A 12,208-nucleotide genomic window follows, 5' to 3' on the forward strand; every position below is an offset into this window, starting at 1 on the left:
CGCGCACTGGCCTATTGGATCGGTACCTGCCCGACCTGCCACCACACCTTCCCGACCTAACAAAGTCCTACTAGGGCGTGTCTCCCATTAGGCGCACCCAGGCCAGGATCGCGCAGAGGGTGACGGCGGCGCGGTAGGTGATCGCGAGTTTGTCGTAACGGGTCGCCAGGGCTCGCCACTGCTTGGCCATAGCGAAGGAACGCTCGACGACGTTTCGCCCTTTGTAGAGATCAGTGTCGAGTTTCGGGGGTCTGCCACCGTGGCTGCCTCGGCGTCCGCGGGCGGCGATCGTGTCGCTCTTTTCCGGGATCACGGCGGCGATGCCCCTGCTGCGGAGCTGGCGTCGGATCGTGCCAGCCGAGTACGCCTTGTCGGCGATCACCGCGTCCGGGCGGGTGCGAGGACGGCCTCGGCCTTGGCGGGGAACGTGGATGTCGGCCAGGACTTCGGCGAGCATCGCGCCGTCATTGCGCTGCCCGCCGGTGATCACATTCGCCAGCGGCCGACCGCGGCCGTCGACGGCACTGTGGATCTTGGTCGTCAACCCGCCATGCGACCTGCCGATACCGTGACCTGCAGGTTCACACTCTGCGGCGGGGCGATTCCTGTGATTCGATCGAGCCCCCTGTGTCCTGTTCGGGGCGGGTCGTATTCGTGCCGTGCTGATGAGCGCGACAGATGGTGGCATCGACCGAGACGTTCCAGTCGATCAACCCGGCCGCGTCGGCGTCGGCGAGGATCGTCTGCAGGACCCGGTCCCAGGTGCCGTCCTCGGCGTACCGTGCGTGGCGCTTCCACACGGTCTGCCACGGGCCGAACTCCTCGCGCGGCAGGTCTCGCCAGGGAATGCCTGCTCGGTAGCGGTAGATGATGCCCTCGACAACCTTGCGGTTGTCACGAAACGGATGCCCCTGCCGCCCAGAGTTGGAGGGCAGCAGGTGCTCGATCCGCTGCCACTGCTCGTCGGTGAACTGGCGAAACCTCGACTTCGTCTGTGCCATTCGGGCACCGTCTCGCGAGTCGCCAGTCAGGTGTAGGAGGCGCGCCCTAAGCGAAGTCGGCGAGCCAGGTCGGAGACAAAGACCCCATCTGGGTCGATTCGATCCCGTGTGGTCTGCCATTCCTTGAGCCGCGGATACATTGCGGCGATGCTCTCGGGGGTGGTTCGTGAGTCTTTAGCGAAGTAGAGCCGGCCGCCGAGCGCTAGGACACGCTCGTCGAGCTCATCGCAGAACCGGGCTAATCCATCCTTTATGGGGAAGTCGAGACTAAGCATGTACCCCGGCTGCGGCCAGGACAACGGCGCAGGATTGCCTTCGCCCATGCGCTTGAACACGTTCAGGAACGACCTATGGCCGGACTCGGCGATCGCTTGGACGATGGCAGCCAGCTGCTGTTCGGCGCCGAACGGAACGGAGAACTGGTACTGCAGAAACCCATTCGGCCCGTAGGCCCTGTTCCATTCTCCGAGGAGGTCCAGTGGATGGTAGAACTGCGTCAAATTCTGGATGGTTCCTCGACCCTGTTTCGGGTACATGCGATACGCGGCCTCGGCGGCGACTCTCGTTGTGAACCTGTTGACCATTCCGCTTGGGAAAATGTCCGGAACGGTGAACAGTTGCGGTGCGTTGAATCGCAGGGGGTCCCGGCGAAGCTTGGGTGGAAGCTGGTCACGGGTGGCCAGCGACCCGCGGGTGAAGCCGGCGCGACCCAGTTTTGAGCCGGTCGAGATCGTATCTGGCACTGACATCGAGTAGTCGTAGCCGTCGTCGGAACCGCCGGTTAGCAGTTCCATCGTCTCGTCGAGGTTGCTCGTGCGGTCGTGGTCAGCAATGAAATATGCAGTCTCGGTGTGCTTCATCCGCACGCGTGCCCGGACCACGATGCCGGTTAGTCCCATTCCGCCGACGGTCGCCCAGAACAGGTCACGATCCTCGCCGGAGGGGGTTAGTGTGCGGACGGATCCGTCAGCGGTGAGCAGGTCGATAGATTCAACGTGATTGCCAAAGCTGCCGTGCGAGTGGTGGTTCTTACCGTGAATGTCGGCGCCAATCGCGCCACCGATCGTCACCTGCCGGGTCCCAGGCAGTACTGGGACCCACAGGCCATAAGGGAGCGCTGCGCGCATCAGACTGTCCAGGCTGACTCCCGCGTCGAGATCAACGACCCCGGTGTCAGGGTCGATGTGGTGAATGCGATGCAGCGCCGTCATATCGACAACGAGTCCGCCCGCATTTTGCGCCGGGTCGCCGTAGCTGCGCCCCAGTCCACGGGCAATTATTCCGCGGGGGCCAGCTTGCCGCACTGCTTGGGCGATTACTTCAAGGTCTGGGGTGGACAGCACATCTGCCGTGGTAGCTGCGCTTCTACCCCATCCGCTTAGAGATCGCCTTTCGGTTGTGAACTCGGTCTTTGCAGTCATCCCGACAGGATAGTCACGCAGTCAGGCACCCTGAACACCCTTCGTCCGAGGATGTATGGGCGCGATCCACTTCGGCGAAGCGCCGAAAATGAGACTCCGGTGCCGCCAATCACCGCTTAGCTATAGGAGACACGCCCTAAAGGGACGTTCTGCTGGAGGGTTCGGTTCGTCTGCTGGAGTGGGTGCCGGCGACGGGTTGAGGTCCGGAGTACTCGTTTCGGTTTGGTCGTCCGGAGTACTTGTGACATCGTCTGTGTCGCCGGTTCCGGGCTGGGTTTCCTCTACCTGATTCGTCGACACAGGCCATCCTTCGCTAGGGGGCATAAACAGTTGTGCCGGTCATCATGGACTAAGCGTTGTGGGGGTTTCGGTGGAGGCTGCAGTTTCCGGTCACTGTGGCACCGGCACGAACACGTGCTCGCATACCGCTGCGAGGTCGCGAACGTAGCGCCGCTGTGCGCGCTCCTCAACCTGCCGAGGTGTCAGTGATTCTCGTCTTCCAGTGGCGCGTTCGTGCTTCGTCGGCGTGGTGAACCGTCGGGCCGGCAGTGACGTCAGGTAGTCGACCAGGTGGGTCGCGTCGACGAGCGTGACGAGCCGGGTGCCGACCATCGGCGCCTCGGAGTCATCGTCAACTGGGTCACCGAGCAGCTCGATCGTCCACTCCCCCCAGGGCACATTCATGCGGGCGCCGTGGATGGCGAGGACGATCGGGACCGCTTGGCGATCGAGGCCATCGGCGTGGAAGGCCCACGCGATGCGGTCAGCTTCGAAGATCGCCGACTGCGCGAGGCTGGCGTCGAGCACCTGGCCGTTGTAGAACCAGTCGCTGCCGGCGGTGCCATCTTCGGTAACCCAGGGGCGGGCTTCGAAGTTCCCTGACCGGTACTTGCTGTCGATGAGCAGGACACCAGCTGGGCCGATCACGATGTGGTCCGCATCCGCCGCCGTGTAGTGCAGTGCCCGAGAGTGCAGCACGTGCCAGCGGTCATCGAGGCCGGTCAACATGTGAGCGGTGATGCGTTCGGCGTCAGCGCCGAACTCGAGGTACTCCTCGGCCATCCACCGGCCGTCCCCGTCCGGGCGCTCGGCAAGCGGTGCGCCGGTGCGGTACCGGATCTTCGAGCGCCAACCCGCGCTGCGTGCCCGCCAGGTGATCGGCCACGCAGCGCGCCACCCGACAGCCACCAGGCTCGTGACGAGGGCGGGTGCTACCCACAGCCAACGCGGTAGACCGAGGGCGGCCGTCGCCCAGAAGGCCGTGACGATGACGGTCAAGACTGCGACGGTGGGGAGGTACGGGGTTCGGGTGGTGCGACGGGTCGAGAACACGGCCACCGAGGTGACGGCGCATGCAAGGGCGGCGGCCCAGGATGCAGCGGCCCCGAGCTCGTAGATCTGACCAATAGTGAAGACCAGCGCGGCTGCGACGAACGCGAAGCCGACTGCTGCGGCGCGGCGTGGGAAGGTGATGAGTGCGTAGGCGGCGGCGAGTGCCGCGGCGCTGTAGGTGCCCACGGCGAGGGCGTCCATGAGCGGGAGCACGAACAGCAGAGCGATGGTGGTGACCGTCGCGGTGATCGCGCTGGCGGTGACTATGAGCTGACCGGTCATGGTGCGCAGGGCGCGGCGTTGCGCGCGCGAGCGGTTGCGGAGGGACTGCCCGGCGAGGGCGGGGTTGTCGCCGCCGACGGAGTGGGCGTCTGGTGTGCTCATGTCGGTGAAGGTACGGAGACGCTTCGCCGGGTGTTTCAGCCGTAACTGTTACAAGTGCGGCGTGTCGTGCAACTCCGTAACAGTTATGCGTGTTTAATGACCGCCATGGCTCAACCACACCTCGGCGAACGAACGCAGATTCGTTTCCACGCGCCCCAGGCCGTCGTCGATGCTCTCGCTACCTATGCGGAGCGACGTGGTCTGCCTGTAAGCAGAGCAGTCGCTGACTTGCTCTCCGAAACCGCCGGTCGCCCTGACCTCGTTCTTCACGGTGAGCCGATGTTCGACTTCGCAGAAGTCATCCCATCGGTGGCCCATGAATCGGAGGGGACAGGGACACTCGCGATTCGCGTGCCCAAGGAACTCGTCCCGGTCCTTGACGAGTTCGCGGCCGAGGCAGCTCTTCGTCGCCCCGACGTCGTCGCCTCTCTGCTTGCCCACCGCGTAGGCCTAGGGCACCTGATGCCCGAGAGGAGCCAGCTGCTGATGACCGGCTAACGCCACACGCCGGGCGGCCTTACCAGCCAACCGGCGTCAGGCCCATGAACAACTTCATCAGCCGTGGACGTACATGTTTAGGAACTAACCACCCCTAGAAACAGCTAAACCCCGCACAAGCGGGGCTTCTGTAGCTGCTCGGTGAGCGCCAACTCACCGAACCAGTGTTCATGTGCGGGGCAGAGTTACCAGCTCTGCTGATCCGCGGCTCCGAACCAATGAGGAGCTTTCCTGTGCTAGCAGGACAGTTCGATGGTAGCGCACATCTATGCGCTGATCCATCGGCAACACACAACGACGCTGTCACAACTGTCACGGACCACAACTGGCGCCACACCTACTACCAGGCGTTTCACGAATGGTCCCCGCGACCCTCCGCCCGAGTCGACACCGCGCGCACCCACACCTACACCGACGCGCCATTTCCGGCCGACCTACCGGACTTCCCCGTCGCGATGTACCTCGCCGACCCCCACGGCACCTATCGCTTCCTCGCGTTCGACTTCGACTCGACCCAAACACCATCGATCGGACTCGCCGACTCCATTGCTGACGCACTCGCCTTCACCTCGACACTGCGGTCGCTGAACATCCCACACTTGGTGACAGCCTCCGGCAGCCAATGGGGCCGCCACGTCTGGATCCGCATGGCCGAGCCGGTAGCCGCCGGAGCGGTGCGCTCCCTCGCCCGCCTGACCAAACAGCTCCACAGCAGCCTCGACCTGTCGCCCCTGACCAACCCGCGAACCGGCTGCGTCCGTCTCCCGGCCTCCGCTCACCGCAGCGGCACATGCTCCACCCCCGTACTGCCCGATCCCGACGGTGACCCCAACGAAGCGCTCGCCGCACTGTCCCTCGGCGCGACCATGCTCGACCTGCGCCGGCTCTCCAAGCATCTGACCATGATGCTGACGGTCCTCAACACCGCCGGCACCACCGAGCCGACGCCGCAGCCGAAGCCCCGCACACCCCGCAAGTCCCCGCGCCTGGAAGTCCTCACCGGCCCGACCATCGTCGAAACCCGGGCCCCCGCCATCCGCTGCAACCTCGAAGACGACCCCCGCCACGCCGCGCTCCACGCCGCGCTGTCGACCCCCATCCGCCCACGAGACGACCACAGTGGCCCTGCGTTCTCTGCCCTGTTGCGCATGGCCGCCAACGGATGGCGCACCGACGATGTCCTCTCCGCCGCGCGTACCGCACCCGCCCTCGAGTATCTCCGCACCGGTCGCTACGGCGGTACCGGCCGCGTTCAACGCCCCGACATCGATCGGTTCGCGCTGCGCCAGTGGGACCGTGCCTTGGCAGCCTGGAACCGATGGACCCAGAAGCACCCCTGTCGCGCGGAGACAACCACCGACAAGGGCGGCAGGTTTCGCGCCCACCAGATTCAGCACGCCGCCGGTACCGACCCCACACAGTGGAGCGGCAACGCCGGAGTCCACAGACGATGTGTTCTCGATGCACTGTGCCTGATTGCGTGGGAGACCGGACGGACAGAGTTCGACATCGATCAGCGACGTCTGGCCCTGACTGCGGGGGTCACGCAGCCGACTGCGTCGAGGGCGCTGAGTTGGCTGCGGGAGAACGGATGGATCACCCGAGTAGATACCTGCCGGGGAACGCGATCCGATCGGTATCGGTTGGACCTTCCTGCCGTTGAGGTTAGAACTGAATCACAAGGGGTACCCGCCCCCGATCCCCTCCTGGGCACCCGCCTCCACCAGACCCTGCTCCACGCCCGCCACGACCTCTGGACCAGCACCGGCCTCGGCGGCGCCTGCGGTGCCACCCACCGCGCCCTCCTCTCGGGCCACCACAGCACCTCCTCGCTCTCTCAGGCGACGGGCCTCCCCGCAGCGACGGTCACTCGGCATCTGCGGCTCCTGCAGGACCTCGGACTTGTCACTCGGTGCGGTCGGGCTGTGAAGAAGGTGGTCTCGGCTATGGCTGCTGCCGCTGTGAAGCTGGGCGTGGCGGGCGTGATCGAAGCACGTCAGAGGCTGTACACCGCAGAATCGCTGATGTGGGAGTGGTGGCAACGAGAGTTGGCGTGGCGACGAGCACCGCGGAGCCGGAAGCCGGTCCGTGCCGAGCACCCGCTCCCTCTGCTCCGTGGCCGTTTCCCGACGGGCAAGGATGGTCGGGCGGACTTTGCTGGAGCACTCGGTCGGGTGCTGGCGTCTTTGTCCCGTGCTGTGGCCCTGGCTGCATAAGCTGCGAGCGGATGACCGGAGTGGAGGGAAGCAGCGATGACAGGCGGCTTTGAGTTGACACGGTTGACCTCGGTTGCGCCCCGTACGGTGTGGCCGGACGAGGCATTGCACTTCACGCCTTGGTTGCTGGAGAACGCGGATGTTCTCGCGGAGCTGCTCGGTATTGACGATCTCGTTCTCGAAGCAGCAGAGCACCGAGTCGGGGGGTTCCGCCTGGACTTGATCGGCCGGGATCAGGGAACGGACCGGAAGGTGATCGTCGAAAACCAGCTCGGGCGTTCGGATCATCAGCATCTCGGCCAGATCATCACGTACGCGGCCGGCACGAACCCAAGCACAATTGTGTGGGTGACCACGGGGTTCCGTGAGGAGCACCGGGCGGCACTGGAATGGCTCAATCATCGCACCGACGAGGACACCAGATTCTTCGGTGTAGAGATCCGTGTGGTGCGGATCGGCGACTCCCCCGTCGCCCCGAACTTCGAACTGGTCGTCAAACCGAACGACTGGGAGAAGACAGTGAAGAAGGCGGCGACCTCGACAGGTGAGTCCGCGTCGGCTGTGGTGTACCGCGAATTCTGGGCGGTTGTCCTCGACCGGATTCGGGACCGGTATCCGTCTTGGACGAACGCCACCGGCTTGAACAAACCCTGGCAACCCATAGGCACGGGTATCAGCAACGTTCAGCTGCTGATGAGTTGGTTCAACGGAGTCCTTACACATCAGGTGTACTTCTCGGCCAACGCCGAGGAGAACGAGCGCCGGTACGCCATCCTGGTCGAGCATCGCCACATCGTCGACTCGCTGGTCAACGCCGAGGTGACATGGGATCCGATGCCGGACAACAAGGCCGCTCGGATCATCGTTTCCTCGCCGTTCAACGACATCAACGACCGCGACCGGTGGGACGAGATGGCCGAATGGCTCATCACCAATCAAGAGCGCCTCCGAGAAGTCCTGACACGCGTGGATCTGAGGTAACAGCTCAGAGCTGGGTCAGACGCGAGACTTTCCACTCGCCGTCGATGTTGACCAGGGTCAACAGCAGCACTAGCTGTCGTCGCGCAATGAACCGCGTCGAGTTCTCTACCGTCTGCGTCACCCGCACCATCCGGTACGCCTCGAGAGCAGTCTGCGGCGGCACCTCTTGCGTGTCGATCGCCGCAGTGGCATCCACCATCGCACCCGCCTGCGCCCACCGGTTCCACTCGTACCCCGGCGAGGAACGCCCGACCTGGCCGCGGATGTCCTCGGCGAGCTTCGGATCCAGGACCGCTGCAGCACGGACCATTCCAGCGTTCATGTCCGGATCGGCCCCCGGTAACAGCGTGTACGACGTCTCAGCGAACGCGATGGCCACGGCATCCGGGTCGCTGGTGTCGATGGTCGACGCGTCGAGTGTCGGCAAGGTCGACGGCAGCACCTTCGTCGGCGCGGTCTCGGTGGGCTGTGGTGTCGACTCCTCGCTCGACGAGGAGCAGCCGGCCATCACGGCCGCGACCAACGCGAGGGCAGTGACACTGGTCAGTGCACGGCGGATCATCCGAACCTCCTGATGTTTTCGGCGTTGTTCAGGTCGAATGGGTGGACGCCGACGGGCACCCCGAAAGTCTGCGCCTCGAGGACCTTTCCGTCACCGAGCCAGATGGCCACATGCGCGGTGCCGTTGGAATACACCGCATCACCAGGCTGAATGTTCTCCTTGGACACCGCGGTGCCGGTCTCGACCTGCCCCCAGGTGGTGCGAGGAAGGATCGTCCGCTGTCCGGATGCCTGCGCGACGGCGTACAGCACCAGCCCAGAACAGTCGAAGCCGAGTTCGCCGGCGCCCTGACCGGCAGTGGGGCCGTCAGCTCCACCGCCACCCCACACGTAGGGCAGACCCTGCTGACGTGACGCGGCTTCGATCATCGCGCGCGCGAAGGGACTGCCGGCGACGGTGATGGCCGGGCCTCCCCCCGGGACTTCCGGGGACGACCCGATGTTGGCCTCGTACTTCGCCATCCGGGCGCGAATGCCGGGAACGTACGCCTGGGTCTGCCCGAACGGTGGGATCCCCCCGTACTCGATCACCGCACCCTCACCCGCGTTGTAGCCGGCCAATGCCAGATCGACGATGTCGCCCTTGACCTTTTCGCTGGCCACGTGAGGTTTGAGCTGGTCGACGATGTAGCACATGTACTTGCCCTGGGCGGCGATCGCGTCGAACGGATTGAACGGGTCCGGCGCGTTCGGGCCCTCGGGCCGTCCGCTTCTGTCCAGGCCGGAGTCGACGCCCATCGTTGCCCACGTGCCCGGCATGAACTGGGCCATACCTTGGGCGCCACCGGAGTTGACGCCATCGCCCGCGCTGGTGACCCCTTCCTGCCAGCCGGATTCCTGCTCGAGCTGCGCGGCGATCAGCGGGGGTTTGATCTCCGGACACATCGAGCCTGCGGCGATGACCGCGGCCCGGTACTTCTCGGGCACCGAGCCATCGGCGAGACCGCCTCCACCGCTGGTCTGTGGCTCGATGCAGTCGGCGGTGGAGGTGGACGTGTCGGCCGCGAGGATCGCGGGTGGAGAATTCGGGGAGATGCCCGGCGCGGTGCCGTAGCGTGTGTCGCCGTTCGGGGTTCCACCACCGGCGACGCTGACGTGGACGTGATCGAAGTGATTTTCGGTGTCCGATCCTCGGTCTTCCATCACAGACCAGGAGCCGTTCTGCCACAGTTGTTGCTGCCAGATCAGGTAGTCGACGTGGAAGGCGTCGGCGTTCGCCTGGAAGTAGGCGACGATGTCGTCGCCGAGCTTGGTCCCCTCGGGACTCTTGTAGTCCGGGACCATGATGTCGACGGCACGACCGGACCCGTGGTCGCCCGGGTCCCCGGGCCGTAGGCCACCGATCGTCGTGACGGCGGGGAACTTCGCCGACGCGGCCCGCATGACGCGCACACCGTCGACCTGCATCCCGGACTCGGTGCCCTTCTCGGCCGGCAAGGCGACCATCTCGGCGGCCGGCGCGGTGAGAGCGTCGAAGGGATTGGCGCTGGTCGACGTGCTCGGGTCGATCGGCGTGTACTCGGGACGCGCAGCTGCCAGCGATGAGGCTGCGGGCAGGTCTTGCGTGAGCCACGGCATCGGATCGACACCGGAGTTGTAGTTGACGTAGCCGCCAGGATGCAGGGAGAAGTGCAGGTGGGGGCCGGAGCTGTCGCCGTCGTTGCCGACGTTGGCGATGTGCTGTCCACCGCGGACGAGGTCACCGGCCTTCACCAGCACGCCGTCGCCAAACATGTGCCCGTAGAGCGTGGCGACCCGTTGGCCGTTGAGGTTGTGCTCGACGATGATCGCGTTGCCGTATCCGGAGACGGGACCGGCGACGGTCACCTCGCCGTCGGCGGCGGCGTAGATCGGTGTGCCGACGGGGGCGGCGAAGTCGCTGCCGTTGTGCATGCCACCGTCACGCATCCCCCATCCGGAGGAGATCGTGTAGGTACCCGAGGCCATGGGGATGGCCAGTGATCCGGCACGGACACCGGACAACGATCCACCGGCGGCACCGAACGCGGACACCCGCCCTCGGTCGACACCGCAGTCAGTCGAGACGACTGTGGTGGTTCCGGTGATCGCCGCGACGAATGCGGTGATCATGTTCCCGACCAACAGCAACAGGACTGCGAAGAACGCGGCGATCGCACCGAGAATCGACAGGTAGAGCGGCCACCGTTTCTTCTTCGGAGCCTGCCCTCCGGCGGCCTTCTTCGCGACCGCATTGGTGGCCGCCTTCGCGGCGACCTTGCCTGCTACAACCCACATCTGTCAGGCACCACGCATCTCGACGCGGTACACCGCCAGACCGGAGTCGGCCTCCCCGACAGTCCTCGGCCCGACGACGACCTCGAAATGCAGGTTCTCCCAATGCCCGTCCTCCACGTGCTGCGCGAGGAGCCCGAGCACGTAGCGGCGGGCCGGGATGCGGACGGTCACCGTCCCAAAGTCTGCGTCGAGTTGAACGGGCCCGGCCGGCAACACGTCCTGCGCCTGAACCTGCTGGTCCCAGGTCCACCCCCAGATACTGTCGAATTCCGCCTCGGCCCGACTGGATACTTCCGGCATGGCAAGCGACCGCCACGACGACATCCACGTCCGCCCTGGCGCCGGGTTGGCGGGGCTGAACGTGCCGTACAGTTTGATGAAGTCGATAGCGAATGCCTCAGCGTCGGCTGCCGGCACTTCTGCGTAGGTGTGCTTCGGGGTGACCTCGATGTTTCCCGGGTCGTCGGGGAGCACAGTCGGCGTTGCCGGGGCAGATGGGCTGTCACCGCCGCATCCCGCGAGGGCGACCGCTGCTGCGAGCAGTATCGCGGCCAGCGCGGTCCGCGTGCTGGCCGTACTCATCGGCCGCTCCGGACAGCGTGACGCGCACGCCGCTGCTTGAACCGGCGCCACAGCCAGCGGACCGCCGCAACCGTGAGCTCGAGGGCGATCACCGTGAGCATCAGGGCGGCCATGCGCACGCCACCGTCGCCGAGTCGCTGTGATCCGGTCTCGGACAACGACGCCGAGAGAACGAGAACGACTCCCCAGAGGACCAGGCGACCGCGGGTGGTGGTGAGCCTGGCCCCGACCTCGTTGATGGCCTGTCCAGCCCACCGCCGTGTGCGGTCAGCAAGATCCATGACGGGTCCTTCCTGCGTCGACGTCGATCGGTCGGACAGACGATTGCGTACGGGTTCTCCACCAGCTGCTGACCAGCGGAAACGCGAAACGGCCCCCACCGGGTCTGGTGGAGGCCGTCTGAGGGAGGAGCCAGGAGGGTTAGAGCAGGATCATCAGCAGGAACGAGATGACGAGCACTCCGATGAGGATGTAGGCGATCATCTTGTTCGACTGCACCCCAAAGATCGTCGGCGGAAGATCGTCCGGTGTCAGCCTGCTGATACCAGCCGGGTCCACCATTCGGCGGATCGCTGACCGTTTGGGCGTGTTGGTGGGAGCGTCGTAATCCTCGGTCACCGGGCCGCGTGCTGGAATGGACGTGCGCGGCTGCACGCCACGCGCTTCCGCGAGTCCGTTGACGACCGCGACCATTCCCTCGTCGTCGAGTGGAATGTGGATCGGCTGCTCGCCACCGCCCTCGACTGGAACGACGACGAGGATCCGAACCTCGCCGGTCTCGTTGTCGTACAGCACCTGAGGGTCGTAGCCGTACACCACGTCTTCCTCGTATCCGGCGGCGTCGAACGCCTCGAACGCGTCTGAAAGTTCGGCGGTGTGGTGGGAGTTGCCGTTGGCCGTGGTATCCATGGGCTGTCCTTGCGTCGTGCTGTGATCGGTCGAAGTCGGGCTGGACACTGTCACTTCGCTTCTCCGG

The 12,208-nt window shown here is 65.4% G+C and carries 10 protein-coding genes and 1 pseudogene; 3 read left to right on the forward strand and 8 right to left on the reverse strand.

Translation table 11 applies throughout. The features are described from left to right. Positions 1-70: 70 nt before the first annotated feature. The 3 genes and pseudogenes from HCA61_RS21850 to HCA61_RS21860 form a co-directional block, all read right to left on the reverse strand. Positions 71-1,001, reverse strand: a pseudogene (locus HCA61_RS21850) (IS5 family transposase). 26 nt (positions 1,002-1,027) lie between these two features. Further along, on the reverse strand, positions 1,028-2,422 hold the full coding sequence (locus HCA61_RS21855) for an FAD-binding oxidoreductase (RefSeq protein WP_169690310.1): 1,395 nt from the start codon (positions 2,420-2,422) through the stop codon (positions 1,028-1,030). 390 nt (positions 2,423-2,812) lie between these two features. Then, positions 2,813-4,138, reverse strand: coding sequence for a nuclease-related domain-containing protein (locus tag HCA61_RS21860; RefSeq protein ID WP_169690311.1), 1,326 nt, complete (start codon positions 4,136-4,138; stop codon positions 2,813-2,815). Between the two features lie 105 nt (positions 4,139-4,243). On the opposite strand from HCA61_RS21860, the gene HCA61_RS21865 reads away from it, so the two are divergent. The 3 genes from HCA61_RS21865 to HCA61_RS21875 all read left to right on the forward strand — a co-directional run bounded on the left by HCA61_RS21865 (position 4,244) and on the right by HCA61_RS21875 (position 7,833). After that, entirely contained in the window at positions 4,244-4,636 is a 393-nt protein-coding gene (locus tag HCA61_RS21865) for a hypothetical protein (protein ID WP_169690312.1), read from the forward strand. A 233-nt stretch (positions 4,637-4,869) separates the two neighbouring features. Continuing rightward, positions 4,870-6,852 (forward strand): ArsR family transcriptional regulator, encoded by a 1,983-nt coding sequence (locus HCA61_RS26900; RefSeq protein WP_169690313.1) that lies wholly within the window; start codon positions 4,870-4,872, stop codon positions 6,850-6,852. A gap of 36 nt (positions 6,853-6,888) precedes the next feature. Next, positions 6,889-7,833 carry a DUF4268 domain-containing protein gene (locus HCA61_RS21875; protein WP_169690314.1) on the forward strand — a complete coding sequence of 315 codons (945 nt, stop codon included), beginning with the start codon at positions 6,889-6,891 and terminating at the stop codon, positions 7,831-7,833. A 4-nt stretch (positions 7,834-7,837) separates the two neighbouring features. Here the strand turns inward: HCA61_RS21875 and HCA61_RS21880 are convergent, their stop codons facing one another. From HCA61_RS21880 to HCA61_RS21900, 5 genes are all read right to left on the reverse strand, one after another. Beyond that, positions 7,838-8,395 (reverse strand): hypothetical protein, encoded by a 558-nt coding sequence (locus tag HCA61_RS21880; RefSeq protein ID WP_169690315.1) that lies wholly within the window; start codon positions 8,393-8,395, stop codon positions 7,838-7,840. Further along, entirely contained in the window at positions 8,392-10,650 is a 2,259-nt protein-coding gene (locus tag HCA61_RS21885; protein ID WP_169690316.1) for a peptidoglycan DD-metalloendopeptidase family protein, read from the reverse strand. The genes HCA61_RS21880 and HCA61_RS21885 overlap by 4 nt, the downstream gene beginning before the upstream one ends. A gap of 3 nt (positions 10,651-10,653) precedes the next feature. Then, on the reverse strand, positions 10,654-11,232 hold the full coding sequence (locus HCA61_RS21890) for a hypothetical protein (RefSeq protein WP_138846066.1): 579 nt from the start codon (positions 11,230-11,232) through the stop codon (positions 10,654-10,656). After that, entirely contained in the window at positions 11,229-11,513 is a 285-nt protein-coding gene (locus HCA61_RS21895; protein ID WP_169690317.1) for a hypothetical protein, read from the reverse strand. The genes HCA61_RS21890 and HCA61_RS21895 overlap by 4 nt, the downstream gene beginning before the upstream one ends. Before the next feature lie 139 nt (positions 11,514-11,652). After that, the gene (locus HCA61_RS21900; RefSeq protein WP_169690318.1) at positions 11,653-12,141 is read right to left on the reverse strand and encodes a hypothetical protein; all 489 of its coding nucleotides are present in this window, start codon (positions 12,139-12,141) and stop codon (positions 11,653-11,655) included. Positions 12,142-12,208 lie beyond the last annotated feature (67 nt).

The sequence above is a fragment of the Rhodococcus sp. HNM0563 genome, assembly GCF_012726195.1.
Classification (GTDB): Bacteria; Actinomycetota; Actinomycetes; order Mycobacteriales; family Mycobacteriaceae; genus Rhodococcus.

Excerpts from the sequence above, each read along its gene's own strand:
- HCA61_RS21855 (WP_169690310.1), bottom strand. The coding sequence starts at position 2,422 with ATGACTGCAAAGACCGAGTTCACAACCGAAAGGCGATCTCTAAGCGGA.
- HCA61_RS21860 (WP_169690311.1), bottom strand. The coding sequence starts at position 4,138 with ATGAGCACACCAGACGCCCACTCCGTCGGCGGCGACAACCCCGCCCTC.
- HCA61_RS21865 (WP_169690312.1), top strand. The coding sequence starts at position 4,244 with ATGGCTCAACCACACCTCGGCGAACGAACGCAGATTCGTTTCCACGCG.
- HCA61_RS21875 (WP_169690314.1), top strand. The coding sequence starts at position 6,889 with ATGACAGGCGGCTTTGAGTTGACACGGTTGACCTCGGTTGCGCCCCGT.
- HCA61_RS21880 (WP_169690315.1), bottom strand. The coding sequence starts at position 8,395 with ATGATCCGCCGTGCACTGACCAGTGTCACTGCCCTCGCGTTGGTCGCG.
- HCA61_RS21885 (WP_169690316.1), bottom strand. The coding sequence starts at position 10,650 with ATGTGGGTTGTAGCAGGCAAGGTCGCCGCGAAGGCGGCCACCAATGCG.
- HCA61_RS21890 (WP_138846066.1), bottom strand. The coding sequence starts at position 11,232 with ATGAGTACGGCCAGCACGCGGACCGCGCTGGCCGCGATACTGCTCGCA.
- HCA61_RS21895 (WP_169690317.1), bottom strand. The coding sequence starts at position 11,513 with ATGGATCTTGCTGACCGCACACGGCGGTGGGCTGGACAGGCCATCAAC.
- HCA61_RS21900 (WP_169690318.1), bottom strand. The coding sequence starts at position 12,141 with ATGGATACCACGGCCAACGGCAACTCCCACCACACCGCCGAACTTTCA.